The sequence below is a fragment of the Luteimonas sp. A537 genome (genome assembly GCF_054052065.1).
On record NZ_JBSVRH010000003.1, the window covers coordinates 408,097 to 433,759 of the forward strand.

Annotated in this window: 23 protein-coding genes and 1 tRNA gene; 16 read left to right on the forward strand and 8 right to left on the reverse strand. The window is 70.3% G+C overall.

The window, feature by feature from the left end:
* The first annotated feature begins 19 nt into the window (after positions 1-19).
* Together ACW7GZ_RS09485 and ACW7GZ_RS09490 are read left to right on the forward strand one after the other, a co-directional pair.
* The gene (locus tag ACW7GZ_RS09485; protein WP_457004620.1) at positions 20-706 is read left to right on the forward strand and encodes a response regulator transcription factor; all 687 of its coding nucleotides are present in this window, start codon (positions 20-22) and stop codon (positions 704-706) included.
* Positions 707-779: 73 nt separating this feature from the next.
* Entirely contained in the window at positions 780-2,174 is a 1,395-nt protein-coding gene (locus ACW7GZ_RS09490) for an ATP-binding protein (protein WP_457004622.1), read from the forward strand.
* Between the two features lie 3 nt (positions 2,175-2,177).
* On the opposite strand, the gene ACW7GZ_RS09495 is transcribed toward ACW7GZ_RS09490, so the two are convergent.
* Positions 2,178-2,924 (reverse strand): M90 family metallopeptidase, encoded by a 747-nt coding sequence (locus ACW7GZ_RS09495; protein WP_457009153.1) that lies wholly within the window; start codon positions 2,922-2,924, stop codon positions 2,178-2,180.
* A 10-nt stretch (positions 2,925-2,934) separates the two neighbouring features.
* Positions 2,935-3,195 carry a hypothetical protein gene (locus ACW7GZ_RS09500; protein WP_457004625.1) on the reverse strand — a complete coding sequence of 87 codons (261 nt, stop codon included), beginning with the start codon at positions 3,193-3,195 and terminating at the stop codon, positions 2,935-2,937.
* Positions 3,196-3,302: 107 nt separating this feature from the next.
* Here ACW7GZ_RS09500 and ACW7GZ_RS09505 point away from each other — a divergent pair, with 107 nt between their 5' ends.
* From ACW7GZ_RS09505 to ACW7GZ_RS09550, 10 genes are all read left to right on the forward strand, one after another.
* Entirely contained in the window at positions 3,303-4,343 is a 1,041-nt protein-coding gene (locus ACW7GZ_RS09505) for a biotin--[acetyl-CoA-carboxylase] ligase (RefSeq protein WP_457004627.1), read from the forward strand.
* A complete protein-coding gene (locus ACW7GZ_RS09510; protein WP_457008929.1) occupies positions 4,340-5,080 on the forward strand; it encodes a type III pantothenate kinase in 741 nt (246 codons plus the stop codon). The genes ACW7GZ_RS09505 and ACW7GZ_RS09510 overlap by 4 nt, the downstream gene beginning before the upstream one ends.
* Before the next feature lie 9 nt (positions 5,081-5,089).
* Positions 5,090-5,929, forward strand: coding sequence for an SPOR domain-containing protein (locus ACW7GZ_RS09515; RefSeq protein WP_457008931.1), 840 nt, complete (start codon positions 5,090-5,092; stop codon positions 5,927-5,929).
* A gap of 28 nt (positions 5,930-5,957) precedes the next feature.
* Positions 5,958-6,033: transfer RNA gene (locus tag ACW7GZ_RS09520), tRNA-Thr, on the forward strand.
* A 114-nt stretch (positions 6,034-6,147) separates the two neighbouring features.
* The gene (gene rocF, locus ACW7GZ_RS09525; protein ID WP_457004633.1) at positions 6,148-7,071 is read left to right on the forward strand and encodes an arginase; all 924 of its coding nucleotides are present in this window, start codon (positions 6,148-6,150) and stop codon (positions 7,069-7,071) included.
* A 136-nt stretch (positions 7,072-7,207) separates the two neighbouring features.
* Positions 7,208-7,363 (forward strand): entericidin A/B family lipoprotein, encoded by a 156-nt coding sequence (locus ACW7GZ_RS09530; protein WP_457004635.1) that lies wholly within the window; start codon positions 7,208-7,210, stop codon positions 7,361-7,363.
* A gap of 128 nt (positions 7,364-7,491) precedes the next feature.
* Entirely contained in the window at positions 7,492-7,692 is a 201-nt protein-coding gene (locus ACW7GZ_RS09535) for a CsbD family protein (protein ID WP_457004637.1), read from the forward strand.
* A gap of 153 nt (positions 7,693-7,845) precedes the next feature.
* Entirely contained in the window at positions 7,846-9,186 is a 1,341-nt protein-coding gene (locus ACW7GZ_RS09540) for a tryptophan--tRNA ligase (protein WP_457008933.1), read from the forward strand.
* On the forward strand, positions 9,183-9,491 hold the full coding sequence (locus ACW7GZ_RS09545; protein ID WP_457004639.1) for a hypothetical protein: 309 nt from the start codon (positions 9,183-9,185) through the stop codon (positions 9,489-9,491). The genes ACW7GZ_RS09540 and ACW7GZ_RS09545 overlap by 4 nt, the downstream gene beginning before the upstream one ends.
* A 12-nt stretch (positions 9,492-9,503) precedes the next feature.
* Complete coding sequence (locus tag ACW7GZ_RS09550; RefSeq protein ID WP_457008935.1) at positions 9,504-10,457, forward strand: MBL fold metallo-hydrolase; 954 nt, start codon at positions 9,504-9,506, stop codon at positions 10,455-10,457.
* A 57-nt stretch (positions 10,458-10,514) separates the two neighbouring features.
* On the opposite strand, the gene ACW7GZ_RS09555 is transcribed toward ACW7GZ_RS09550, so the two are convergent.
* From ACW7GZ_RS09555 to ACW7GZ_RS09570, 4 genes are all read right to left on the reverse strand, one after another.
* Positions 10,515-11,975 carry a dihydrolipoamide acetyltransferase family protein gene (locus ACW7GZ_RS09555; RefSeq protein WP_457008937.1) on the reverse strand — a complete coding sequence of 487 codons (1,461 nt, stop codon included), beginning with the start codon at positions 11,973-11,975 and terminating at the stop codon, positions 10,515-10,517.
* 126 nt (positions 11,976-12,101) lie between these two features.
* Positions 12,102-13,109 carry an alpha-ketoacid dehydrogenase subunit beta gene (locus ACW7GZ_RS09560; protein ID WP_457004645.1) on the reverse strand — a complete coding sequence of 336 codons (1,008 nt, stop codon included), beginning with the start codon at positions 13,107-13,109 and terminating at the stop codon, positions 12,102-12,104.
* On the reverse strand, positions 13,106-14,179 hold the full coding sequence (gene pdhA, locus ACW7GZ_RS09565; RefSeq protein WP_457004647.1) for a pyruvate dehydrogenase (acetyl-transferring) E1 component subunit alpha: 1,074 nt from the start codon (positions 14,177-14,179) through the stop codon (positions 13,106-13,108). Before pdhA ends, ACW7GZ_RS09560 begins: the two co-directional genes overlap by 4 nt.
* Positions 14,180-14,320: 141 nt before the next feature.
* A complete protein-coding gene (locus ACW7GZ_RS09570) occupies positions 14,321-17,980 on the reverse strand; it encodes a Calx-beta domain-containing protein (protein WP_457008939.1) in 3,660 nt (1,219 codons plus the stop codon).
* A 134-nt stretch (positions 17,981-18,114) separates the two neighbouring features.
* On the opposite strand from ACW7GZ_RS09570, the gene ACW7GZ_RS09575 reads away from it, so the two are divergent.
* Both ACW7GZ_RS09575 and ACW7GZ_RS09580 read left to right on the forward strand, forming a co-directional pair.
* Positions 18,115-18,987 (forward strand): tryptophan 2,3-dioxygenase, encoded by an 873-nt coding sequence (locus ACW7GZ_RS09575; protein WP_457008941.1) that lies wholly within the window; start codon positions 18,115-18,117, stop codon positions 18,985-18,987.
* A gap of 109 nt (positions 18,988-19,096) precedes the next feature.
* Complete coding sequence (locus ACW7GZ_RS09580) at positions 19,097-20,668, forward strand: peptide MFS transporter (protein ID WP_457004653.1); 1,572 nt, start codon at positions 19,097-19,099, stop codon at positions 20,666-20,668.
* Between the two features lie 74 nt (positions 20,669-20,742).
* Here the strand turns inward: ACW7GZ_RS09580 and ACW7GZ_RS09585 are convergent, their stop codons facing one another.
* Together ACW7GZ_RS09585 and ACW7GZ_RS09590 are read right to left on the reverse strand one after the other, a co-directional pair.
* Positions 20,743-22,350 carry a sulfotransferase gene (locus ACW7GZ_RS09585; protein ID WP_457008943.1) on the reverse strand — a complete coding sequence of 536 codons (1,608 nt, stop codon included), beginning with the start codon at positions 22,348-22,350 and terminating at the stop codon, positions 20,743-20,745.
* A 13-nt stretch (positions 22,351-22,363) separates the two neighbouring features.
* Positions 22,364-22,855: a MarR family winged helix-turn-helix transcriptional regulator gene (locus ACW7GZ_RS09590; protein ID WP_457008945.1), complete on the reverse strand. Its 492-nt coding sequence runs from the start codon at positions 22,853-22,855 to the stop codon at positions 22,364-22,366.
* A gap of 76 nt (positions 22,856-22,931) precedes the next feature.
* On the opposite strand from ACW7GZ_RS09590, the gene hppD reads away from it, so the two are divergent.
* Together hppD and hmgA are read left to right on the forward strand one after the other, a co-directional pair.
* A complete protein-coding gene (gene hppD / locus ACW7GZ_RS09595) occupies positions 22,932-24,026 on the forward strand; it encodes a 4-hydroxyphenylpyruvate dioxygenase (protein ID WP_457004659.1) in 1,095 nt (364 codons plus the stop codon).
* Positions 24,027-24,349: 323 nt separating this feature from the next.
* On the forward strand, positions 24,350-25,648 hold the full coding sequence (hmgA, locus tag ACW7GZ_RS09600) for a homogentisate 1,2-dioxygenase (RefSeq protein WP_457004760.1): 1,299 nt from the start codon (positions 24,350-24,352) through the stop codon (positions 25,646-25,648).
* Positions 25,649-25,663 lie beyond the last annotated feature (15 nt).

A 25,663-nucleotide genomic window follows, 5' to 3' on the forward strand; every position in this document is an offset into this window, starting at 1 on the left:
GGACATACCGGAGAAACCGATGCGCATCCTTCTGGTCGAAGACGAAGCTCCCCTGCGGGAGACCCTGGCCGCGCGCCTGAAACGCGAGGGCTATGCCGTGGATGCCGCGCAGGACGGCGAAGAGGGCCTGTACATGGGACGCGAAGTCCCGTTCGACGTCGGCATCATCGACCTCGGCCTGCCGAAGATGTCGGGCATGGAGCTGATCAAGGCCCTGCGCGACGAGGGCAAGCAGTTCCCGGTGCTGATCCTGACCGCGCGCTCTAGCTGGCAGGACAAGGTCGACGGCCTGAAGCAGGGCGCCGACGACTACCTGGTCAAGCCCTTCCACGTCGAGGAGCTGCTGGCGCGCATCAACGCACTGGTGCGCCGCGCCGCGGGCTGGAGCAAGCCGACGCTGGAATGCGGCGCGGTGGTGCTGGACCTGGCCGCGCAGACGGTCAGCGTCGACGGCGCCAACGTCGACCTCACCAGCTACGAGTACAAGGTGCTGGAATACCTGATGATGCACGCCGGTGAGCTGGTCTCGAAGGCCGACCTGACCGAGCACATCTACCAGCAGGACTTCGACCGCGACTCCAACGTGCTTGAGGTCTTCATCGGCCGCCTGCGCAAGAAGCTGGACCCGGACGGCACGCTGAAGCCGATCGAGACCGTGCGCGGCCGCGGCTACCGCTTCGCGATCCCGCGCAGCAACGAAGGCTGAGCCCGGCGGGCGCGCGCTGCGCGTCCGGCGTGCAGGGGAGGGCGGCGTGGCGCAGGCGCGCAAGGATCGGAGATTGGCCTGGCGCCCGCGTTCGCTGCAGGCACGCCAGCTGCTGGCCGCAAGCCTTGGCCTGCTCGCCTTCCTGGCCGCCGCGGGCTACGCGCTCGACCGCGCCTTCGTCGACGTCGCCGGCCAGCTGCAGCGTGACCGGCTGCGCAACTACGCGACCTCCTACGCCCGCGACATCGAGTTCGACCGCGGCGGCAACCTGATCCCGCCTTACACCCAGGCCGACCCGCGCTTCGAGCGGCCCGACAGCGGCCTGTATGCCGAGGTCGTGCTGCCGCAGGGCAGCTGGGGCTCGGAATCGACGCGTGGCCCGCAGCTGCCGGACGCGGAGCTGCTTGAAGGCGGGGTCGAGAAGTTCGAGGGCCCGCTGCCGATGACCGGCGCCGATGGCAGCCCGCGCGAAGTGCTGCGCTACGGCAAGGGCTTCATCTGGGACATGGAGCAGCGCGCCGAGGCCGAATTCCCGTACACCATCTACATCATGGAAGACGCCGGCACCCTGCCGCAGCAGGTGCGCGTGTTCCGCGCCGCGCTGTGGGGGTACCTCGGCATCGCCGGCCTGGTCCTGCTGCTGCTGCAGGCGCTGGTGCTGCGCTGGAGCCTGCTGCCGCTGCGGCGCGTGGAGGCCGAGCTCAAGCGCGTGCAGCTGGGCCAGGCCAACCGCATGAGCGAGCTGCATCCGCGCGAGCTCGAGCCGCTCACCGAGAGCATCAACGCGCTGGTGGAAAGCGAACGCCAGAACCTGGAGCACCAGCGCAACACCATGGCCGACCTTGCGCACAGCCTGAAGACGCCGCTGGCGGTGCTGCGCACGCGCCTGGACAGCGATGCCAGCGAAGACGAGCTCCGCGACGAGGTCGCAACCCAGGTGCGGCGCATGAACGAGCTGGTGGGCTACCAGCTCGGCCGCGCGGCCTCGGCAGGCCACGCGCTGTTCGCCGCTCCGGTGGAAGTCGAGCCCTGCGCCGAGGAGATCGTGCGCGGGCTGGAGAAGATCTACGCCGGCAAGGGCACCGTGTGCGAGTTCGAGATCGACCCGGCGGCCCGCTTCCACGGCGAGTCCGGCGACCTGCAGGAGCTGCTCGGCAACCTGCTGGAAAACGCGTTCAAGTGGTCGAAGTCGCGGGTGCTGCTGACCGTCGAGGTGGGCGCCTGCGCGCCGCGGCGACGCCCCGGCCTGGTGCTGGCGGTCGACGACGATGGCCCGGGCATCCCGGCCGAGCGCATCGCACACGTGCTGCAGCGCGGCGTGCGCGGCGACGAGCGCGTGCAGGGCCATGGCATCGGGCTGTCGATCGTGCAGGACATCGTTCGTGGCTATCGGGGCGAGCTCGAGGTCACGGCGTCCCGGGAGCTTGGCGGCGCGCGCTTCCTGGTGCGGCTGCCGCCGGGGCTGTAGCGCTCAGCCGGCGGCGAACGGCGAGGGGCCGTACAGCCTGCGCAGGTGCGTCGCCACGGCCGGCTGCTCGCGTTCGAGCAGCGCCGGATCGCTGAAGTGGTACTCGCTGCAGACCGCGAAGAACTCCTCCGGCGCCTCGGCCGCGTAGGGATCGAGCGCAGTGTGCAGGCCGCGATCCACGCGCGCCGCGAACGCGTCGTACGCCTGCTGGAAGTCCCGCGCCCACTCGCGCTGCCAGGCGCGCGGCAGCGGCGGGGTGCCGTCGAGCAGGCCGTCGAGCGCGTCGAGCTTGTGCACCATCTCGTGCACCGCCACGCAGCAGCCGTCGCGCGGACTGTCGAGGTCGGCCAGGATGTCGGCCCATGAGAGCACCAGCGGGCCGTATTCCCAGGCTTCGCCCGCGAGTTCGTCCTCGCCTTCGTGCATCACCCCGGCGGCATCGACGTGGCTGCGGTCGACCCGGAACGCATCGGGGTACACCAGCAGCTGCGACCAGCCGTGCAGGCCTTCGGCACCGAACTCCATCAGCGGCAGGCAGGACAGCGCGGCCAGCGTGGTACGGGCGACCTGGTCGAGCTCAAGCCCGCCGAGCGGGGTGATGGTCTTGTCGTGCAGGAAGCGCGCCGCCAGGGTGCGCAGGCGTTCGCTGCGGGGATCGTCGAGCGCGGCCACCCATGGCACGCGTTCGCGCACGTCCTGCCAGGTGCGTGGATCGACGTCGGCGGGCTGGCGCCGGAACAGGCGCCTGATCACGCCATGCCTAGCGGAACATCCCCGGCAGGAAGCTGTGCCAGCGCGGCGGCCGCGCCGCGTCGGGGTCGGCGCCCCGGGGAGTGACCGGCTTTTCAGCCTCGGGGCGCCTGATTGCACGCGCCGGATCGACATCCGGGGTGCCGCTGGTCGGGTAGTCGGCGCTGCAGCCCGAGCCGTCGACTCCGGCCCCGGCCATGCGTGCTTCACGGGCCTCGGCCTGGCAGGCCAGGGACAGCAGGGAAATGGCAAGGATGGCGCGGACGGACATGGCGGGTGCCTGTTCGGTGACCAGTAGCATCCTCGTGATCATACAACGCCCGCGTACGGGCACGCGGGTGTCGATGAGGTCGGGCGTTCAGGGGTGATAATCCGGGGATGTCCGCCCATGTCCCTGCCACCGCGCCGAGTGAAACCGACGCCGTCGAAAAGGCGCTGCTGCTACGCCTGGCCGCGGGGCCGGTCCCCGGTGACGACCTTGCGCGCGAATACGGCCTGACCCGGGCCGCAGTGTGGAAGCGGGTCGAGGCACTGCGCGCGGCGGGCATCGCGATCAGCGCGCGTCGCGGCCATGGTTATGCGCTGGACGCGCCGCTGGAACTCCTCGATGCCGAAGCAATCGCCGCCGCGTTGCCCGCAGGCTTGCGCGCGGGAATGCAGGGGCCGGAAGTCGCCTGGACCATCGACTCCACCAACAGCGAACTCCTGCGCCGGCGCACGCCGGACAGCGGCGTGGCCGTGCTGCTGGCGGAGCGGCAGCTCGGCGGGCGCGGCCGGCTTGGCCGCGACTGGACCTCGCCGTTGGCGGCAAACCTCTACCTGTCGCTGGCGCGCGCGTTCGACGGCGGGCTTGCGCGGCTTGGCGGGCTGGGCCTTGTCGCCGGCGTTGCCAGCGCCGAGGCCCTGCACGCGGCTGGATACGGCATGGTGCGACTCAAGTGGCCGAACGACCTGGTGGTCGTCGATCCGGCGGGCGCTGCCCTGCGCAAGCTCGGTGGCCTGTTGGTGGAAGGCGGCGGCGAGCACGCCGGACCGGTGCGGGCGGTGCTTGGCCTGGGGCTCAACGTGGGCATGCCCGCTGCGGCGGCGGCCGCGATCGACCAGCCCTGGTGCGACCTTGCGACCCTTGCACACTCTGGCCGGCCTTCGCGAAGCGCGCTTGCGGCAACGCTGATTGCGCACCTGGTGCCGGCGCTGGACCAGTTCGACCGCGAAGGCCTGGCGCCGTTCCTGCCGCGACACGCGGCGCTGGATGCGCTGGCCGGGCGCGAAATCGAAGTGCGCGTGGGCAGCGGCCTGCAGGCGGGTCACGCGCTGGGGCTTGCGGCCGACGGCGCGCTTCGCGTGGACGTCGGCGGCACCGAACGTCATTTCCATGCCGGCGAGGCCGGCCTGCGCACGCGGCTGGCCACGTCGTGAGCGACTGGCTGTTCGACCTCGGCAACACCAGGCTCAAGCTCGCGCCGCTGGACCCGGGTGGCGCCGGCCCGGTGGCGGCCTTCGGCCACGGCGGCGAGGAGCTTGATCCTGCATGGTCATCGACACTGCCATCCAGGATCGACGTCGCATGGCTGGCCAGCGTGGGTCCGGCGGCGCTGCGGGCGTCGCTGCTTCAGGTGCTGGTGCCGCGGGCCGCGCGCGTGGTCGAAGTGCGCGTGGAGCGTGAGATGGCCGGGGTGCGGATCGGCTACGCCGAACCTGCGCGGCTTGGCGTGGACCGCGCGCTGGCCCTGGTGGGTGCCCGTGCCCGGGAGCCTGGCTGGGTGCTCGTGATCGGCGTCGGTACCGCGCTCACCGTCGACCTGCTGGCGGCCGACGGGCAACACCATGGCGGCAGCATCGCGCCCTCGCCGACGCTGATGCGCGAAACCCTGCATGCGCGCGCACCGCAGCTTCCGGCGACCGGCGGCGACGCCATGGTCTTCGCCATCGACACCACCGATGCGCTCGCCGCAGGCTGCCTGGGTGCTGCACTCGGGCTGGTGGAGCGCAGCCGTCGCGAGGCCTGTGCGCGTGCTGGCGTGCCGGTTGGCGTGCTCCTTCACGGCGGCGGCGCCGGCGACCTGCTTCCGCACGTGCCGGGCGCGCTGCTTGCCCCGTCCCTGGTCGTCGACGGCCTGGCGCGGCTGGCGCGGCAGCCCGCAGGCACAGGCTAGAATCCGCGCATGTCACTGCGCGCGCTGCTGGTCCTGCTGGTCATGCTCAACTTCGGTGTCGCCACCTGGTGGCTGCTGCGTCCCGGGCCGTCGGCGCCGGCGCCGTGGGTGCAGCCTGATGCCGTGCCGCGCCTTCTGCTGCTGGGTGAGCCGGCACAGGCGCAGGCCGGGGACTCATCGCGCGTGGACGGGCCTGCGACCGTGGAAATCGAGCCGCGTGGCGAAGCGGAGCAGTCCGCGATGGCCGGAACGCCGGACGCGGTGCAGGACGACGGCCAGGGCAGCGGATTGCACGAATCGCCGGAACCCGCGCAATCGCCGACCGACACTGCTCCCGTGTCCCCGCCAGTGTCCCCGCCAGTGTCCACGGCGCTTCGCTGCATGAGCTTCGGCCCATATGCCGATGCCGCCCAGGTCGCGGCCGCACGGGCCGCACTGCAGCCGCTCGGTGCTGCGCGGACCCGCGTGCGCGACGTGGTCGAAGCACCTCGAGGTTGGAGCGTGGCGATGGCACCGCAATCCGACCGCGACACGGCCAACGCACTGGCCGTGAAGATCAGGGAGGCCGGCTTCGACGACCTCCTGGTCGTGCCCTCGGGCGCCGACGCCAACGGGATTGCACTCGGGCGTTACGCCAGCGAGCCAGCCGCCCGCCGCCGCGAGGCCGCGCTGCGTGCCGCGGGCTTCCCGGCGTCGGCACAGCCCTTGGGCGACGCCAATGTCAGCCACTGGCTGGACGTCGCCGCCGGTCCCGGCTTTGATGCCGCAGCGGCCCGGCGTGTCGCGAAGGCACCGCGGCTGCAGGACATCGACTGCGCCCCCGTCGTCGCCGCGGGCGTCGCGCGCTAGAATGCGCGCGCCCCACCGGGCGCATCGTGCCGGCATAGCTCAGCTGGTAGAGCAACCGCCTTGTAAGCGGTAGGTCGTCCGTTCGATTCGGACTGCCGGCACCACGATGCACGTCCGTGCATCGTGGATTTTCAGCCCGATGCCACAGCGCACATTCTGGACCTGCCGCCTTCGCTGCAGGATCATGGAAAGTCCCGTTCCGCCCGCTGGAGGCACCCATGTCCTTGAAACTGCTGCCCGTATCCGTGTTCGGCGTCCCTACCGACGTCGGTGCGGGGCGACGCGGGGCGTCCATGGGGCCCGAGGCGCTGCGCGTCGCCGGCCTGGTCGAAGCGCTGGTCGCGCGCGGCATCGACGCGGTCGATCGCGGCGACGTTCAGGGGCCGCGCAATCCCTGGCAGGCGCCCGTGGACGGCTATCGCCACCTCGACGAGGTGGTGGCATGGAACCGCGCGGTGATGGAGATGTCCGGCGCCGAACTGGCGGCCGGCCGGATGCCGGTGATGCTGGGCGGCGACCACTGCCTGGCGATGGGCTCGATCACCGCCGTTGCGCGCCATTGCCGTGCGCAGGGGAAGCGCCTGCGCGTGCTGTGGCTCGACGCCCATGCGGACTTCAACACCTCGGCGATCACGCCGTCGGGCAACGTCCACGGCATGCCCGTCGCCTGCCTGTGCGGGCTCGGCCCGGACGCGCTCGTCAACCTCGGCGGGCAGGGGCCGATGATCTCGCCGGCCGACGTGCGCCAGATCGGCATCCGCTCGGTGGACCTGGAGGAAAAACGCCTGGTCCGTGAGCACGGCCTGGACATCTACGACATGCGCTACGTCGACGAAGTGGGCATGAAGCAGGTGATGGAGGAGGCGCTGGCGGGCATGGGCGACGACACCCACCTCCACGTCAGCTTCGACGTCGACGTGCTCGATCCCACCATCGCGCCCGGCACCGGCACCCGCGTGCCGGGAGGCCTCGACTACCGCGAGGCGCAGCTGATGATGGAAATGATCGCCGATGCCGGCGGTGCCGATTCGCTGGACGTGGTCGAGGTGAACCCGGCGCTGGACGTCCGCAACCGGACTGCGCGCCTGGCGGTGGACCTGGTGGAAAGCCTGTTCGGAAAATCCACGCTGATGCGCGACTGAGCCCCCGAATATGAATGGGAGACGATCACGCTGACGCGCGACGTGGCGGCCTCAACGCGGATTTCACCCGCACCTGCGTTTGATGGCGGCAACGGGGCACCGCCGCCCCGTGATCGTCCATCAACGGAGAGTTCCCATGAAGCGCATTGCAATCCTCGTTTTTGTCTCGCTGTTTTCCGCCGGCATGCTTTCCGCCTGCAACACCATGGCCGGTGCTGGCAAGGACGTGCAGAAGGTCGGCGAGCAGGTCGAAGAAGCGGCCGATGACACCGGCGCCACCGATCCCCGCTGAATCCGCAGTCATCCAAGTGAAGGCCAGGCAACAAAATCTTGACCTTGCCGACATGTGGAGGCCCGCATGATGGATCCAGATCCACCGCAGCAGCGGTGATCTTTCCCCCATCAATCGAGGTGACGCATATGAACAAGGACATCATTTCCGGCAAGTGGACCCAGCTCAAGGGCCAGGCGCAGGCGCGGTGGGGCGATCTCACCGACGATGTGTTCGATGTCGCCGAAGGTAATGGCGAATACCTGGCGGGCAAGCTGCAGGAGCAGTACGGCTGGGAGCGTGACCGCGCCGAGCGCGAGGTCCGCGACTTCGAGAAGGGCCTGGGCTGACCGAACAGGTGAGTAGCATCGACGGGCCGGTTCGCCGGCCCGTCTTTTTTTGCCCGGGGATCCGGCGGCTGCGGCGGGCCGACCTCGCTTCCGAACGGCGGGCCGCGGCGGGCCACTGGACTAGAATGGCGTTTTCCCGTTCCTGGTCCCCGAATGAGCCTGCGCGTCCTCACCGGCATCAAGCCCACCGGCATCCCGCACCTGGGCAACTACGTCGGTGCCATCCGCCCCGCGGTGGTCGCCAGCGTGGCACCCGATGTCGAAAGCTTTTTCTTCCTTGCCGACTACCACGCCCTGATCAGCACCCAGGATCCGCTGCGGGTGCAGCGTTCGACGCTGGAGATCGCGGCCAGCTGGATTGCCTGCGGACTGGATCCGGAGCGCGTGGCGTTCTATCGCCAGTCGGACATCCCCGAGACTACCGAGCTGACCTGGCTGCTCACCTGCGTGGCGGGCAAGGGGCTGCTCAACCGCGCCCATGCCTACAAGGCCGCGGTTGACCGCAACCGCGCCGAAGGCAGCGACGACGATGCCGGCGTGACCGCGGGGCTCTACATGTACCCGGTGCTGATGGCCGCCGACATCCTGCTGTTCAACGCGCACAAGGTGCCGGTGGGCCGCGACCAGGTGCAGCACATCGAAATGGCGCGCGACTTCGCGCAGCGCTTCAACCATCTGTATGGCGCGCACTTCACCCTGCCCGAGGCGGTGGTGGAGGAGCAGGTCGCGACCCTGCCGGGCCTGGACGGCCGCAAGATGTCGAAGAGCTACGACAACGTCATCCCGCTGTTCGCGCCGCGCGAGACGCTGCGCAAGCTGGTGCTCTCGATCGTGACCGACTCGCGTGCGCCGGGCGAGCCGAAGGACACCGCGGGCTCGGCCGTGTTCCAGCTCTACCAGGCTTTCGCCGGGGCCGACGACACCGGGGCGATGCGCCGTGCGTTCGCCGATGGCATTTCCTGGGGTGAGGCCAAGGAGCGGCTGGTCGAGCGCATCGATACCGAGCTTGCGCCGATGCGCGAGCGCTACGAGGCGCTGGTGGCCGACCCGGCCGGCATCGAACGCATGCTGCGCCTGGGCGGCGAACGCCTGCGCGACGAGCGCGCGCGGCCGCTGCTGGCGCGGCTGCGCGATGCGGTCGGGCTGCGCGACCTGGGCACGTCTGGCGGTGGTGGAATCGCGATGCCTTCGCCTGCGGGCGAAGGCGCCGCCAAGCCGGCGCCGCCGGTGTTCAAGCAGTACCGCGAGGCCGATGGCCGCTTCCACTTCAAGCTCGTCGACGGCGAGCGCCTGCTGCTGCAGGGCGCCGGCTTCGAGTCGCCGCGCGACTGCGGCCGCGTGGTGGCGGCGCTGAAGGCGGGAACCGCGCCCCCCCGCATCGACGACGCCGGCCAGGTCCTGCTCGACGGCGCGACCGTGGGCGCGCTGGGCGAGGGCGTGGACGCAGCCGCGCTGGTGCAGGCGCTTGAGCGCTTCGGGGAAGACGAGGGATGAACCCGCTGGTCGAAGTGAACCTCACCCTGATCCTGTTCCTGCCCTGGTTCCTGATCCTGGCCACGCTGTTCTGGATCTATCCGCGCCAGCCGCGGGGCGTCATGCGGCGGCTGTACGACGTGGTCGCGCTCCTGGCGGCGCTGGCGGTGTTCGTGGCCAGCCTGTACTGGTCGCACCAGATCGCAGACCCGGCCCACGGCCGCATGTGGCGGCAGATCCTCGCCACCGCGCTCGGCTACGGGGTGTTCCTGGCGGCCATGCTGTTCGCGGTGGTGCTGCGGATGCTGCTGTTCCGCCGGCGCTGAGGAGTACAGGGCGTGGATCCGGGCGACGGCATCACCATCATCGACACCGGCTTCGGCGAGCGACCGGACTTCTGCGCCGCCTACCTGGTGGCGGAGGCCGGGCGCGCGGCGCTGATCGACTGCGGCACCCTGCACAGCGTGCCGCGCATGCTTGCCGCGCTGGACGGCGCCGGGGTGGCGCGCGATGCCGTCGACTACCTCATCGCCACCCACGTCCACCTCGACCATGCGGGTGGTGCCGGCGCGCTGCTGCGCGAACTGCCCGCCGCGCGCCTGGTGGTGCATCCGCGCGGTGCGCCGCACCTGGTCGATCCGGCCAGGCTGATCGCGAGCGCGCGGCAGGTGTACGGCGATGCGCTGTTCGAGCGTGCCTACGGCGGGCTGGTGCCGGCGCCGGCGGAACGCGTGCTGGAGGCCGCGGACGGCCAGGTGCTGGACCTGGCGGGCCGCCCGCTGCTGCTGGCGCACACGCCCGGGCATGCGCTGCACCACCTGTCGGTGTGGGACGCGCGCACGCGCGCCTGGTTCACCGGCGACGTCTTCGGCATTTCCTATCGGGAGTTCGACGTCGGCGGTCGGCCGTTCGCGATCCCGACCACGTCACCGGTGCAGTTTGATCCGGTGCAGATGAAGGACTCCGTGCGACGCCTGATGGCGGCGGAGCCGGAGGTCTGCTACGTCACCCACTTCGGCGCCGTGCGCGACGTCCGGCGCGTGGGCCTGCGCCTGGTCGAGCAGGTTGACGCGATGGTCGCGCTGGCACAGTTCCTGGCCGATGCGCCGGACGCGCATGCCGCGCTGAAGCAGGCGTTGACGACGCTCTACGTGGACCGCGCGCGCATCCACGGCGTCGACGCCCCAGAACAGCTGGTGCCCGCGCTGCTGGAGATGGACATCGAACTCAACGCGCAGGGCTTGGCCGCGTGGCTGGAGCGCGGGCGCAGGCAGGCCGCGCGGGGCGGCTGAACGCCGCGGGCCACTCCCTCGCGGGAGTGGCGATGTCACGCGGCGCGGCAGGTGGAGTCAGTTCGCCAGCGCCATGTCGTCCAGCAGCGCCTTGAGGAAGCGCGCGGCCTCGCCGCCGGTCGCGGCGCGGTGGTCGAAGGTCAGCGAGATCGGCATCCGGCGGTGCACCTCGATGCCGCCAATCACCGCCACCACGTCCTGACTCAGCTTGCCGGCGCCGACGATGGCCACGCACGGTGGCACCACCACCGGAGTGGCGTAGCGGCCGGCGAACATGCCGAAGTTCGACAGGCTGATGGTGTAGCCCGAAAGCTCGCTGGCCGGGATGCTGCGGTCCTCGACCTGGGCGCGCAGGCGCTGGATTCCGGCACGCACGCCGGCGGCGTCGAGCACGTCGGCGTTGCGCAGCGCCGGCACGAACAGGCCGTCGTCGGTGTCCACGGCGATGCCGATATCCACCTGCGGGTGCATGGTGCGGGTGAGGTTGTCACCGTCGAACCAGGCGTTGAGCGCGGGCACGGCCTTGGCCGCGGTGCAGATCGCGCGGATCAGGCGCGCGGTGATGTCTTGCTTGCCGGCCCAGGCGTGCAGGTCGGCATCGTCCACCAGGGTGGTCGGCACGACCTGCGCGTGCGCGGCGGCCATGACGCGCGCCATGTTGCGGCGCACGCCCTTGAGCTGCTCCGGCTGGCCGCTGGCGACCACGCCCGGCGGCTGGGTGCGCATGGGCTTGCCGGAGGCGGAGAGGCGGGTACGGTCGGCGGCGTCGCGGCCGGCGGCGGCCCCTCCTGCTGCACCTGTGGGAGCGGCCATGGCCGCGATCGGCGCTGCGGTAGTCGCGGCTGTAGCCGCTCCCACAGGAGCGCGACCGGCCGCGCCCATGGGCGCGCTGCCGTCGGCTGCGGCGCGCTTCACGTCGGCCATGGTCACGGTGCCGTCGGTACCGGTGCCGTTGACGCGGCTGATGTCGACCTTGAGCTTGCGCGCCTGCGCGCGCACGGCGGGCATGGCGCGCACGCCGCCCACGGCCACGGCCTGTTCGCTGCGCACCGCGTCCGACGACTGCATGGCACCGACCACGGTGCCGCTGTCGCTGCGCTCGCCGCCGACCTCGCCCGTGGGCGCGGACTCGCCGGCGTCGCTGATCGCGCCGCCCTCGTCGGAGGCCACGACCTTGTCGTCGGGCGCCGGGTCCTGGCTGCCCACGCCGTGCCCGCCACCACCGCCGTGGTGGTGGCCGGTGTCCTGGCCCTCCGCGCGCTGCGGCAGGCCGGGATCGATCTCGAATTCGGCCAGCATCGCGCCGGTGATCACCACGTCGCCGGCGGCGCCGGCGAGCCTGAGTACCTTGCCCGAGACCGGCGAAGGCACGTCGACCACGGCCTTGGCGGTTTCCATCGACACCAGGTTCTCGTCCAGGCGGATGATGTCGCCCTCCTTGATGAACCACTCGACGATGGTGGCGTCGGGCAGGCCTTCGCCGAGGTCGGGGAGGTAAAAGGTCTTTTTGTCGGCCATGGTGTCCTCGGGAAATCTGGTGCTCCAGCGGGAGCGGTTGCGTTCGGTTCGCCGACCCGGTGCCAGGGACTGCGGTGTGCTCGTGTCGCCTGCTGCGTCGCGCAGCGGTCCGGCAGGGCGGGGCGGTCAGCCGGCGGCCATCGCCCGCTTCGCCGCGGCGACGATCTTCTCGACGCTCGGCAGGTACTTCATTTCAAGCCGGAACAGCGGGATGTGCGTGTCGTAGCCGGTGACGCGCTCGACCGGTGCCAGCAGGTCGTACATGCACTCCTCGGCCAGGCGCGCGGCGATCTCGCCGCCGAAGCCCGCGGTCTTGGGGGCCTCGTGCACGATCACGCAGCGGCCGGTCTTGGCCACGGATTCGGCGATGGTGTCGAAGTCCAGCGGCGTGAGCGTGGCGACGTCGATGACCTCGGCGCTGATGCCGTCCTTCGCCAGCGCATCGGCGGCCTCGAGCGTCTCCTTCACCTGCGCGCCCCAGGTCACCAGGGTCACGTCGGTGCCGTCGCGCAGCACGAAGCACACGTCCAGCGGCAGCGCTTCGCCGTCGTCGGGCACGATCTCCTTGTACTGGCGGTAGATGCGCTTGGGTTCGAAGAAGATCACCGGATCCGGCTCGCGGATCGCGGCCAGCAGCAGGCCGTAGGCACGTGCGGGCGACGAGGGCAGGACCACGCGCAGGCCGGGAACGTTGGTGAACAGCGCCTCGTTGGCCTCGGAGTGGTGCTCAGGCGCGCGGATGCCGCCGCCCCACGGCACGCGCAGCACCATCGGGCAGGTCAGCCGGCCGCGGGTGCGGTAACGGAAGCGCGCGGCGTGGCAGATCACGTGGTCGAGCATCGGATAGACGAAGCCGTCGAACTGGGCCTCGGCCACCGGCTTCATGCCCTGCGCGGCCATGCCGACGGTCAGGCCGGCGATGGTGGTCTCGTCCAACGGGGTGTCGATCACGCGCAGGTCGCCGAACTCGGCGTGCAGGCCGGCGGTGGCGCGGAACACGCCACCGTTGACGCCCACGTCCTCGCCCAGCACCACGACCGAGTCGTCGTGGCGCATCTCATAGGCCAGGGCCTGGGTCACTGCTTCGATCAGGGTGATGGCGGCGGGTGCCGCGTCCTTCGCCACGGCGCTCACGAGCGCTTCTCCAGGGCGATGGCGGCCGCGCGCTGCTCGAGCAGGTCGGCGGGCGGATCGGCATACAGATAGTCGAACATCGCTTCCACGGGCTGCACCTTGCACTCCAGGTAGGCGTTGATTTCCACGTCGACCATGCGGCCGCACTCTTCGATCCAGGCCTTTTCCTGGGCCTCGTCCCACACGCCCTGGGCGCTGAGCCAGGTGCGCAGGCGGGTCATCGGCTCGCGGGTCCAGCCGTCCTTGACCTCGGCCTCGTCGCGGTAGCGGCGGGCGTCGTCGGCGGTGGTGTGGTCGTGCAGGCGGTAGGTCATGAATTCGATCACGCTGCCGCCGCCGCCCGAGCGCGCGCGCTCCATGGCGCGGCGCATGCCCTCGAGCACGGCGAACAGGTCGTTGCCGTCCACCTGCAGGCAGTGCAGGCCGCCGGCCAGGCCCTTCTGCGCCAACGTTTTGGCGCCGGTTTGCGACTTGCGCGGCACCGAGATCGCCCAGCCGTTGTTGATGATGCACTGGATGAAGGGCAGGGCGTAGGCGCCGGCCGAGTTGATCGCGGCGTAGGTGTCGGTCTTCGACGAGCCGCCGTCGCCGCAGCAGGTCACGGCCACGCGGTCTTCGCCGCGGAGCTTGAACGACAGCGCCGCGCCGGCGGCGTGCAGGCACTGGGTGGCGATCGGCACGCACCACGGGAAATCGTGCTTCGGGCCGGAGAAATCGTTGCCGCGCTCGTCGCCGCCCCAGTACATCAGGACGTCGCGGGGCTTCACGCCGCGCATGAACTGCGCGCCGTATTCACGGTAGCTGGGGGCGAACACGTCTTCGGGACGCATCGCGGCGCCGATGCCGATGTGCGTGGCCTCGTGGCCCAGGCAGGCGGCGTAGGTGCCGAGCTTGCCGGTGCGCTGCAGCGCGATGGCCTTGGTGTCGAAGGTGCGCACCATCAGCATCTGCTTGAACAGCGGCAGGATTTCCGCCGCCGGAAGGGCCTCCGGGGGCAGGTCGGCCACCAGGGTGCCGTCCGGGCCAAGGTACTGGAGGTATTCGATTTCAAAGGTCGCGGCAACGCTCATGCGGGCACGTGCTCGGTCATCCACGGGAGCCGGACATGATACCCGCAGGGCGTTTCGGGTTCGTTGCGCGCTGCGGCAACGCCGTCCGTGGCGTGGCCGGAGGCGGAGCGGCGTGCGGGGCACGCCGCTTCCGGTGGCGCGTCAGTCGCCGCGGACGGTCTGGATCCGCGCGCGGGCCTCGTTGTTGCCGGTGTCGGGATCGTGGACGTCCGATTCCACCTGGACCGTGACGTCGTACCTGGGCGGGGTGAGGCGACCGCCGGTCCCGGTCATGAACTGCAGGTTGTGGGTCTGGCCGGGCGCGAACAGGCCCTCCAGGACGCAAAGCGCGCGGAAGGGATTGGCCGACTCGGTGACGCATTCGAGGCGGCTATCGACCCAGACGAGGGATTCACTCACCCCCGCCGAAAGACGGACCACCACGTCGCTGGCGGCCACCGGGCCATCGTTGCGGAGCTGGATCGAATGGTGCCCCCAGGCGCCCCTCACGATCCGCTCGGCCGCCGCCATCGTCACCGCCAGGTCGGCCTGTGCATCGACGGCGACCGTGGCGCTGTCGCTGTCGTTGCCCGCCTCGGGGTCGTCGGTCAGCGAAGTGGCCGCAGCGCTCAGGGTGATGCCGGTCCCCGACGCCGCTTCCGGTGCCGTGGCGGTCACGGTGAATGCGGCATCGCCGCCGTTGGCAAGTGCGTCCGTGGTGCAGGTGGCGGTGGTTTCGCCGCCCGCGAGCGCGGGGTCTTCGCAGATCCAGCCAGCCGGGGCGGCGATGGCGAAATCGCCCAGATGGGCATCCACGGCCAGGCCCAGTCCGGGGAACGTGGCCGCGTCCGGGCCCTCGTTGGCCGCGGTGACCTGCCAGGTCATCGTGCCACCAACGGCCACCGCCGCCTGCGGTGCCGCGACCACCGTGGCCATGTCGGCGAACTGCACCGCCTGCAGCCGCAGCATCAGCACCGAGGGGTCATGGTCGGACAGGCGCGCGGCGCTGTCGGGGTCGTTGCGCGCGGTTTCCGGGAAGTCGGCGTTGAGGCGGGCGTGGCTGATCGTCCACGAGTTGATCATCGAGCCCAGTGCTGCCTGATTGACCAGGATGTGGTCGAGCGACTGCGCGTTGCTCTCGAACACGAACGAATAGCGCTCGGATGGCTCCAGCATGTGGGTCGCGTTGACCAGGTCCGGTTCGACCAGGTCGGCGCCGTCGCCGTTGACCGCCGTGGCGTCGTCGGCCGAGGGCATGCCGACCACGGTGCCCATGATGTCGGCATAGCCGTCGTTGAACTCGAAGGCGTTGAAGTCGCCCAGCACCACCAGGCTGCGCCCGGGATCGTCGGCCTGGAGGTCCTGCAGCAGGCCGGCGAGGAACTCCGCCTGCAGCTGGCGCTTCTGGCGCACGCGGTCGCCGAGGGTGCCGGTACCGGCCGGTTCCTCGCTGTCGACGCCGTTGAGCGAGCGTTGGTGCACGGTGACCACGGTGACCGGCAGCGCGCGGCCGTCGGCGAAGTTCACCACCGCGTCGAGCACCAGCGGCGGACGGTCGTTGAGCAGGCTGGCGGCGCCGGTGCCGGCATAGGTCCAGCTGACGTCGGCGCCGACCTGCTCCACCGAGAGCACGTCCACGCGCGGCAGCGCGGCGGCGATGTCGCCGGCCTTGACCAGGAAGCCGACGTCGATGCCGCCGACGTCGTTGCCTTCCTCGAGGTAGGCGACGTAGCCCGGGTCGGGCCCGCCCAGCACCACCGCGTCGGCGTTGATCTTGTCGGCGAGTGCCTGCAGCGCGGAGAGGTTCTCGACCTCGCTGACGCCGATGACGTCGGGCGAATGCATGTAGGCGCGGATGCCGAGCGAGGCCTTGTTGAGCCGGGCCGCGAACGCGTCGGCGGTGAGCACCGGCTCGCTGGTGGCGGGGTCGTTCACCGTGTCGAAGAAGCGCTGCAGGTTGTAGGTGGCGAAGGTGGCGTGGTCCTCGCTGGGCACCACCGCGCCGCGCGGCTGGTCGAGGCCGTCACAGGCCGTCGCCAGCGGGCCTTCCGGATAGATCGTGTAGCGGCGGAAGGTGTAGTCCAGCGGACCGGTCAGGGTGCCGTCGACGATCCGGCAGCCGGCGGCCAGGTCGGCCTGCGGCGCGCCGATGGTGTCGCTGTCGACCGCGATGACTTCGGGGTTGAAGTCCCAGCGCGGGATGGCGGTGGCGGTGGTGCCGCTCGGATCGGGGTCGGGCACCTGGATGCCGGCCTCGCGCAGCGGGCGCGGCACGCCGGTCACCACCACCGCGAACTGGCCGTTGCCGGTCGACGTGGCGTTGGCTTCGCTGGTGTTGCCGCGGGTGGGCGCGACCACCGTGGCGCTGGGGATGCTGACGCGCATGCCCTCGAAGGCCTCGAGCTGGTCAAGGTCGCCGTCGGGCAGCACGCTGTCGGCCGCCAGCACCACCGGCGCCGGCAGCGCATGGCCGGTGCCGAGCTGGGTGACGGTGGCGAAGGTGAGCTCGGTCATCGGCAGCTGGTACGGATCGGCGGCGGGGATGTATTCCTCCACCATGGCCTGCACGCGCACGCGGTGGCCGATCGAGGCCGCCGCCGGCGGCGCGCCCGCGGTGAACACGAAGATGCCCTCGGAGGTGGCGGCGTCGCCATCGTCCTCGCCGTCGGCGCTCTGCATGAAGAAGCCATTGTTCTTGCGCGCCGTGACGATGCCCTCGGTCACGACCGACTGGCCGGCGAGCGGCGAGGTCGCGCCCGGGCCCTGGATGGCGGCGATCGGCACGATCGTGAAATCGTCGTTGACGATGGTCCCGGTGCCAACGAGGGTGCCGTCCTCCGCGCCGGAGATGTTCGACAACGCAAGGCCGAAGGCCTCGTCGGGCTCGGCCACGGTGTCGCCGATCACGCTGACCGAGAGCGAGACCGAGGTGTCGCCTTCGTCGATGGACGCGGTGCCGCTCTTGGCGACGTAGTCCTGGCCGGCCAGCGCCGTGCCGTCGACGGTCGCATAGTCGAAGCTGACGCCGCCGGGGCCGGCGGGCCGGGTCAGGCTGACCTGGAAGAACATCTCGCTGGTGCCCGAGTCGCCCTCGGCCGCGCTGCCGTTGCCGACGTTGATCACCGTGACGGATCCGCCGCCAGCGGCGACCACGCTGATGTCGTCGATGCCGATCCATTCGTCGTTGCCGGCGGCGTTCGTGGTCATGATCCGCAGTTCGACCAGCGCCTGGTTGTCGGCGTCGGCGGGCAGGGTCACCGACACCGGCGTGTCGCGCGTGCCGCCGGGACTGCTGGCGTCGGCCACGTAGGCTTCGGGCACGTTGGTGAAGTCGCCGATGCCGCCCACGCGGTAGTGCAGCGCGACCTGCTGGGCGGCGTCGTCCGCCGAAGCGTCGACGTCGCGCAGGAGGTAGGACACCTGGATGCCGCTCGCGCCGCGGGTGTCGAGGTGGATCCTGAGATAGGGCGCATCCGCCGACCCGCTGCCCTGCAGCCCCACCACCGGATTGCCGATGTGGAACTCGGCCACGCCGCCGTTGGTGATGCTGGTATTGGTCTGGTTGGCGATCACGTCGACGACGCCGGCGGCATCGGCGCCGAGCACCGTGCGCGGGTCGACCCCGTTGGCCGAGGTCAGGTCGCCGCCGAGGTAGCCGAGGATGCCGGGCACGTTCGACCAGTCGTCGTTGCTGGTGATCAGCCCGGTATCGGTCCAGTCCTGCGCGAACGGCAGGCCCTGGGGCGTGGAATCGGCCTGGGCGGCGCCGATGGCCGCGGACAGGGCAAGAGCGAGCGCCAGGCGGCGCGGAGTCGGTTGCATGGTGTGGTTCCCCCGGAAGATGTCTGGTGCGGCCCCCGCCGCAGCCCCGTGATTCTGCACCAGTCATGCGGCAGCGGTGTGACCTGCCGGATCCCGGTCCCGCCACGGGGCGGGCCTGCGCTACCCTTTCACGCATGAGCATCGAGAAGAACGAACGGGCCCTCGAGGCCGGCATCCACACCGAACTGTCCGGGCGCATGACCTACGGCGGCTACCTGCACCTGGACCGGCTGCTGTCGGCGCAGCAGCCGGTGACTGATCCGCCGCACCACGACGAGATGCTGTTCATCATCCAGCATCAGGTCTCGGAACTGTGGCTGAAGCTGCTGGTCCACGAGCTGCAGGCGGCGGTCGGCCACCTGCGCGCGGGCCGGCTCGATCCGTGCCAGAAGATCTTCGCGCGCTGCAAGAGCGTGCTGCGCCAGCTGACCGCGATGTGGTCGGTGCTGGAAACGCTCACGCCCTCGGAATACGCCGAGTTCCGCGACCTGCTGGGGCCGTCCTCGGGCTTCCAGTCCGCGCAGTACCGCACCGTGGAGTTCCTGCTCGGCAACAAGAACGCCGGCATGCTCAAGGTCTTCGCCCATGACCCGGCGGCCGAGGCCATGCTGCGCGGCGCGCTCGAGGCGCCCAGCCTGTACGACGAGGCCCTGCGCCACCTGGCGCGCAGCGGGCACGCCGTCCCCGCGCGCCACCTGGAGCGCGACTGGACCCGGCCGCACGTGATGGACGAAGCGCTGATGCCGGTCTTCGAGGGCATCTACCGCGATACCGCCTCGCACTGGGAGGCCTACCACCTTTGCGAGGACCTGGTGGACCTGGAAACCGAGTTCCAGCTGTGGCGCTTCCGCCACATGCGCACGGTGATGCGGATCATCGGCTTCAAGCGCGGCACCGGCGGCTCCAGCGGCGTGGGCTTCCTGAAGCAGGCGCTGGACCTGACCTTCTTCCCGGAGCTGTTCGAGGTGCGCACGCGCATCGGCGGCGCGCCGGACAGCGCCTACTGAGCGGATGATGGAGGCCGGCGCCGGGCCCCGCACTTCCCCTTGGCGGCGCCATCACGCTAAGTTAACCGGTCGGCCAGCGCGGCCGGACCCAACCAGCCAGGAGTAGCGAGTGACCCCGAATCCCTACGCAGCCGAGGAAAAGAAGACCATCCTCGGCCATCCGCGCGGCCTGTTCGTGCTGTTCTTCGCCGAGATGTGGGAGCGCTTCTCCTACTACGGCATGCGCGCGCTGCTGATCTTCTACCTCGTCCAGCACTGGATGTTCTCCGACGGCGAGGCCTCGGTGATCTACGGTGCCTATACCGCGCTGGTGTACATCGCGCCGGTGGTGGGCGGTTATCTCGCCGACCGCTACCTGGGGCAACGCAAGGCGGTGCTGTTCGGTGCGGTGCTGCTGACCTTCGGCCATTTCCTGATGGCGTTCGAAGGCACCGGTGGCCAGGGCGCGGCCGAGATCAACATCTTCTGGCTGGCGCTGTCGTTCATCATCGTCGGCTCGGGCTTCCTCAAGGCCAACATCTCGGTGATGGTCGGCCAGCTGTACCCGCGCACCGACATCCGGCGCGACCCGGCGTACACGATCTTCTACATGGGCATCAACCTGGGCGCGATGCTCGGTTCGCTGATCGCCGGCTACCTGGGCCAGACCTACGGCTGGAAGTACGGCTTCGGCGCCGCCGGCGTCGGCATGCTGCTGGGCCTGGTGGTGTTCATCATCGGCAAGCCGATGCTGATGGGGCGCGGCGAGCCGCGTGATCCGCAGCGGCTTGCGGCGCCGCTGTTCGGCATCCGCTTCGAGTGGCTGCTGTACGTCCTCAGCTTCCTGACCGTGGGCCTGGTGTGGTGGATGATCCAGCACCAGAAGCTGGTCGGCTTCCTGCTGGGTGGCGCGGGCCTGATCCTGGTCGGCTACGTGCTCTACAAGGCGGTGTTCTCGATGCAGCGCGAAGAGCGCAACCGGATCTTCGCCGCGATGTACCTGATCATCGGCTCGATCCTGTTCTGGGCGCTGTTCGAGCAGGCCGGCGCGTCGCTGAACCTGTTCACCGACCGCTCGGTCGACCGCAACATCCTCGGCTGGGAAGTGCCGGCGTCGATGTTCCAGTCGCTGAACTCGATCTATATCGTCTGCCTCGCGCCGCTGTTCGCGATGCTGTGGCTGTGGCTGGCCAAGCGCGGCTGGGAGCCTTCGACCCCGGCCAAGTTCGCCATCGGCGTGGTGCTGGTGGGCGCGGGCTTCCTGGCCCTGGTCGCCGGCGCCAACGCGTCGACCGTGGGCGCGACCCCGGTGATCTTCATCTTCGTGATCTACCTGATCCACACCCTCGGCGAGCTGTGCCTGTCGCCGGTCGGGCTGTCGGCGATGAACCGGCTGACGCCGGCGCACATGGCCAGCCTGATCATGGGCACCTGGTTCTTCGCCTCGGCCACCGGCAACTTCGCCGCGGGCCTGATCTCGGCCGCCACCGGCGGCGAGGGCGCGGGCCCGGAGAAGGTGCTGGAGGTCTACTCCAACGTCGGCTGGCTGGCGGTGGGCGTGGGCGTGGTGATGCTGGTGATCGCACCGCTGGTGAAGAAGCTGATGCACCTCGACACCCTGCGCGACGACGACCTCGCTGGCCAGGACGAGCTGGCCGAGCCGGCCGCTGCCGGGATCGACGTCACCGAAGAGCGCCGCTGAGCGACGCCCACGCGTACTCCCGGCATGAGTGACAGGCCGCGCCCTCCGGGGCGCGGCTTTTTTTTGCGCGGAGTTCAGTCCAGCGTGACCCCGAGGCCCGCCGCTAGCGGGCCGAGGTGATCGCGGTAGGGCAGCCAGTCGGGCGCGCGCGGCGCCCGCAGGCCTGAGCGCACCTGCGCTGCGCTGGCGGTCGCCACGGCGCCACCGCTGCGTTCGGGCTTCAGCACCGAGGGATCGAACGCCAGGCCGAGATGGCCGAGTACGCGACGCATCGTGGCGTCGGGGTCGCGCAGCAGGTCGTCGTGGCGGACATCGAGCAGCCTCGGGCCCAGTACCCCGCGCCAGTGCGACATCAATGCCGCGTGCGCCTGGTGCCACGCGGCAAGCTCGCGCTGGTCGTAGGACCAGCGCGCCGAGCCGCCATAGAGCATGCGCAGGTTGGAGAAGCACACGTCCATCGGCGCGCGCTCGGTATGGATGAACCGCGCCCGCGGCAGTGCGCGTGCGATGCAGCCCAGCAGCAGGGAGTTGGTGGGCAGCTTCTCCGTCCACAGGCCGCGGCCGCGCGCGCGCCATGCGTTGGCCTCGAGGAAGGCCCGGCCCAGCGCCGGCCAGTCGATCGTTTCCAGGCGCTCGAGCAGGCCGGCGTCGACCAGGCCCTGTCCGCGATGGTCCGCGGCCAGCCGCAGCGCCGCGGCAAAGCCCATGCTTTCGCCGCCCTCGGCCACCGCGGGATGGCCGCCGAGCATGCGTTCGAGCACGGTGGAACCCGAGCGGAACAGGCCGACGATGAACACGGGCTGCTGCGCGCCAGTGCCCGGGTCATGGCCCGGACCGGCCAGGAATCCCGCGTCGCAGCGGTCGCGGATAGCCTCGAGCAGGCGCAGGTCGTCGGCGACGTCGTAGCGCATGGCGGCGCGCTTGGCGCGCATGCCGCGCTCGAGTTCGGGCCAGGCGGCCTCGTGTTCGCCGAGGTCGTGCAGCTCGTCGAACAGGGAGTGGCTGAAATGGATGTCGTGCTCGCTGCCGGGCGCGACGCGTGCGCGCTCGTCGCGCAGGCGGGCGATGCGCGCCCGGGTGCCGGCCACGTCGTGCGCGCGCAGCTGCGACAGCCGGCGGTGGGCATGGGCGAAGTGCGGCGTCACCGCGATCGCCCGGTCCAGGTCCTCGCGGGCGCCGGCCATGTCGCCCAGGAACAGGCGCGTGCTGCCGCGCACGTAGCGCGCGGGAGCGTGGCCGGGGTCGCGGTCCACCGCGCGGTCCAGCCAGGCCAGTCCGGCGTCGTGCAGGTCCTCGGCGCCGAGCAGGTCCGCCAGCGCGACCATGTCGTCGACGCTGGCCTGGCCGGCCCGTTCGGCCAGCGCAAGCGACAGCTCGGTCAGCGCGTGCGGCTCGTGCAGGTCGCGCAGCAGTCGCGCGAGCGCCAGCGCGTGCGGCCAGGAGCGCGGACCCGCAGCGTGCGCCCGCATCGTGGCCGCGTGCATGTCGCGGTAGTGGCCGGCGCGCCCCTGGGCCTTGGCCAGGCCGAGCCATGGCGCCGCATCGCCGGGTGCCGCTTCGGCCAGTCGCGCATAGGCAGCGGCGGCGCCGGCCCAGTCGCAGGCCGCGGCGAGGGCGTTGGCTTCCAGCCAGGCCCGGGCGTCGGGCAGGCTGGCAGCGTCCGGACGGGTGTCTGCTTGCATCGTGGTCAATCTACTAGAGCCCGTAGCGTTCGCCGAGTCTGTCCAGCATGCGCGAAAACTGCACGCGCTCGTCCCCGCTCAGCGGCGCCAGCAGCTCGCGCTCGTAGGCCAGCGCCAGCGGTGCGACCTGCGAATACACCTCGCGCCCGCCCTCGCTGAGTTCCAGCACCGAGCGCCGGCGGTCGTCGTCGTGCATTTCCCGGTGCAGCAGGCCGCGTTCGAGCAAGCGGGCCACGGCGCGGCTCACCGCCACCTTGTCCATGGCGCTGCGTTCGGCCACGCCCGCGGCTGACAGCCCGGGGAACCTGCCGAGCACGGCGATGATCCGCCACTCGGTGACCGCCAGGCCGAAGCGTTCGCCGTAGGCCTGGGCGATTTCCTGGCTGACCACGTTGGACAGCAGGCTGAGCTGGTAGGGCACGAAGCGCTCGAGGTCGAGGACCGCGTCGTGGGCGGCGTCGATTGCGGCGCCGGTGTGGGCTTTCCTGTCTGGAGGCTGGGACATTGCTGCGCTGCGCCTTGCAACTGGTTTCATATGAAACTATAACACCGCATCCCTCCCGTCCACTGCAGGAGCCGCCATGAGCGCCCAGACCCAGACCCGGCCGAACCTCGGCATGCAGGTCACCACCTTTGAAAACCCGATGGGCATCAACGGCTTCGAGTTCGTCGAATTCGCAGCCCCCGCCGGCCGCGCGGACGCGATGCGCACCTACCTGCAGCAGCTCGGCTTCACCGCGGTCGCGAAGCACCGCAGCCGCGCGATCACGCTGTTCCGCCAGGGCACGATCAACTTCCTGCTCAACGAGGAGCCGGACTCCTTCGCATCGGACTTCGCCGCCAGCCACGGCCCCTCGGCCTGCGGCTTCGCGATCCGCTTCAAGCGTCCGGCGGGCGAGGTGCTCGAGCACGTGCTCGCCAACGGCGGCGAGAAGGCCGACCACAAGGCCGCCACCGGCGCCGTCGACTTCCCGGCGATCAAGGGCATCGGCGACTGCATGCTGTACCTCGTCGACGACGGCGCCGACGTCTACGCCGACTACGAGCCGCTGCCGGGCGTCGACCAGCACCCCAAGGGCTTCGGCCTGACCTTCATCGACCACCTGACGCACAACCTGTTCCTGGGCAACATGCAGAAGTGGTCGGACTACTACGAGAAGCTGTTCAACTTCCGCGAGATCCGCTACTTCGACATCAAGGGCTCGAAGACCGGCCTGCTGTCGAAGGCGATGACCGCGCCCGACGGCGTGGTGCGCATCCCGCTCAACGAGTCCTCCGACGAGAAGAGCCAGATCAACGAATACCTGCGCGACTACAAGGGCGAGGGCATCCAGCACATCGCGCTGTTCACCGATGACATCTACGAGTCGGTGGAGAAGATGCGCGAGGCGGGGATCGCCTTCCTCGACACGCCGGCGGCGTATTTCGACGTCATCGACCAGCGCGTGCCGGATCATGGCGAGGACGTCGAGCGGCTGCGTCGCAACGCGATCCTCATCGATGCCGATCCGGAGACCAAGCAGCGCAAGCTGCTGCAGATCTTCGGCAAGAACGCGTTCGGGCCGATCTTCTTCGAGATCATCCAGCGCAAGGGCAACGAGGGTTTTGGCGAGGGCAATTTCCAGGCCCTGTTCGAGTCGATCGAGCGCGACCAGATGGAGCGCGGCGTCCTCTAGAAAACCTTGCCACGGATCGACGCTGAAAAGGCGCGGATTTACACGGATAGAGCGGGAAGGGCGTAAAGAGCGAAGAGCGTTTGGCCACGGATTTGCGCGGATTACGCGGATCAGGGCGAGGCCAGCGTAAACATCACGCCCGTACCAGCTTTTTCTTCCGATGGGCCTTCGGCAACAATCTTGCCTCCGGCCAGATCCGCGTAATCCGCGTAAATCCGTGGCTGAAAGGGCTTTCTGCTCTATCCGTGTAAATCCGCGCCTTCTCAGCGTAAATCCGTGGCAAAAAGTTCTTGATCTTCCGGGAGACAACCGTGGTCGGATACATGTCCGGGTTTGGCAACGAGTTCGCCACCGAGGCGGTGGCCGGGGCGCTGCCGGTGGGGCGGAACTCGCCGCAGAGGGTGGCGCACGGGCTATACGCCGAGCAGCTAACCGGCACGGCGTTCACCGCGCCGCGCCATGCCAACCGCCGCAGCTGGCTGTACCGGATCCGTCCGGCGGCGATGCACGGCAGCTTCGAGCCGTACGCGCAGCCGCGGCTGCACGAGGATTTCGGCGATGGGCCGGTGACGCCGGACCAGCTGCGCTGGGATCCGCTGCCGATGCCGGCGGACGGGACCCGCGTCGACTTCGTCGATGGCCTGTTCACCATGGCCGGCAACGGCGGATCGCGTGCCGGCACCGGCGTCGGCATCCACATGTACGCCGCCAACGCCTCGATGCGCGACCGCTTCTTCTACAGCGCCGACGGCGAGCTGCTGGTCGTCCCCCAGCAGGGGCGCCTGCGCATCGCCACCGAGCTCGGCGTGCTTGAAGTCGAGCCGCAGGAGATCGCGGTCATCCCCCGCGGCGTGCGCTTCCGGGTCGAACTTCCGGACGCCGACCGCGATGGCGGCACGGTGCGCGGCTACGTTTGCGAGAACTACGGCGCGCTGCTGCAGCTGCCCGACCTCGGGCCGATCGGCTCCAACGGCCTGGCCAACCCGCGGGACTTCCTCGCGCCGGTCGCGGCCTACGAGGACGGGGAGGGCGCGTTCGAGCTCATCGCGAAGTTCCAGGGCCACCTGTGGCGCGCCGACATCGGCCATTCGCCGCTGGACGTGGTCGCCTGGCACGGCAACTACGCGCCGTACAAGTACGACCTGCGCCGCTTCAACGCCATCGGCTCGATCAGCTTCGACCATCCGGACCCGTCGATCTTCCTGGTGCTGCATTCGCCCAGCGACACGCCCGGCACCAGCAACATGGACTTCGCGATCTTCCCGCCGCGCTGGCTGGTGCAGCAGGACACGTTCCGTCCGCCATGGTTCCACCGCAACATCGCCAGCGAGTTCATGGGCCTGGTGCACGGCGCCTACGACGCCAAGGCCGAAGGCTTCGCGCCCGGCGGCTGCAGCCTGCACAACTGCATGACCGGCCACGGACCCGACGCCGCGACCTTCGAGAAGGCCTCGGCCGCCGACCTGTCGCAGCCCGACGTGATCACCGACACCATGGCCTTCATGTTCGAAACCCGCGCGGTGATCCGGCCGACCCGGCAGGCGCTCGATGCCGCGCACCGCCAGCGCGGCTACCAGGCCTGCTGGGCGGGGCTGCGCAGGCACTTCCAGGCCGGCGGCTGAGCGACGGGCGGCGCG

Coding starts and splice junctions, on each gene's coding strand:
- ACW7GZ_RS09485 (WP_457004620.1), top strand. CDS start 20: ATGCGCATCCTTCTGGTCGAAGACGAAGCTCCCCTGCGGGAGACCCTG.
- ACW7GZ_RS09500 (WP_457004625.1), bottom strand. CDS start 3,195: ATGTCCGTCCGCGCCATCCTTGCCATTTCCCTGCTGTCCCTGGCCTGC.
- ACW7GZ_RS09505 (WP_457004627.1), top strand. CDS start 3,303: ATGTCCGCCCATGTCCCTGCCACCGCGCCGAGTGAAACCGACGCCGTC.
- ACW7GZ_RS09515 (WP_457008931.1), top strand. CDS start 5,090: ATGTCACTGCGCGCGCTGCTGGTCCTGCTGGTCATGCTCAACTTCGGT.
- rocF (WP_457004633.1), top strand. CDS start 6,148: ATGTCCTTGAAACTGCTGCCCGTATCCGTGTTCGGCGTCCCTACCGAC.
- ACW7GZ_RS09530 (WP_457004635.1), top strand. CDS start 7,208: ATGAAGCGCATTGCAATCCTCGTTTTTGTCTCGCTGTTTTCCGCCGGC.
- ACW7GZ_RS09535 (WP_457004637.1), top strand. CDS start 7,492: ATGAACAAGGACATCATTTCCGGCAAGTGGACCCAGCTCAAGGGCCAG.
- ACW7GZ_RS09540 (WP_457008933.1), top strand. CDS start 7,846: ATGAGCCTGCGCGTCCTCACCGGCATCAAGCCCACCGGCATCCCGCAC.
- ACW7GZ_RS09545 (WP_457004639.1), top strand. CDS start 9,183: ATGAACCCGCTGGTCGAAGTGAACCTCACCCTGATCCTGTTCCTGCCC.
- ACW7GZ_RS09555 (WP_457008937.1), bottom strand. CDS start 11,975: ATGGCCGACAAAAAGACCTTTTACCTCCCCGACCTCGGCGAAGGCCTG.
- pdhA (WP_457004647.1), bottom strand. CDS start 14,179: ATGAGCGTTGCCGCGACCTTTGAAATCGAATACCTCCAGTACCTTGGC.
- ACW7GZ_RS09570 (WP_457008939.1), bottom strand. CDS start 17,980: ATGCAACCGACTCCGCGCCGCCTGGCGCTCGCTCTTGCCCTGTCCGCG.
- ACW7GZ_RS09575 (WP_457008941.1), top strand. CDS start 18,115: ATGAGCATCGAGAAGAACGAACGGGCCCTCGAGGCCGGCATCCACACC.
- ACW7GZ_RS09585 (WP_457008943.1), bottom strand. CDS start 22,350: ATGCAAGCAGACACCCGTCCGGACGCTGCCAGCCTGCCCGACGCCCGG.
- ACW7GZ_RS09590 (WP_457008945.1), bottom strand. CDS start 22,855: ATGTCCCAGCCTCCAGACAGGAAAGCCCACACCGGCGCCGCAATCGAC.
- hppD (WP_457004659.1), top strand. CDS start 22,932: ATGAGCGCCCAGACCCAGACCCGGCCGAACCTCGGCATGCAGGTCACC.
- hmgA (WP_457004760.1), top strand. CDS start 24,350: ATGTCCGGGTTTGGCAACGAGTTCGCCACCGAGGCGGTGGCCGGGGCG.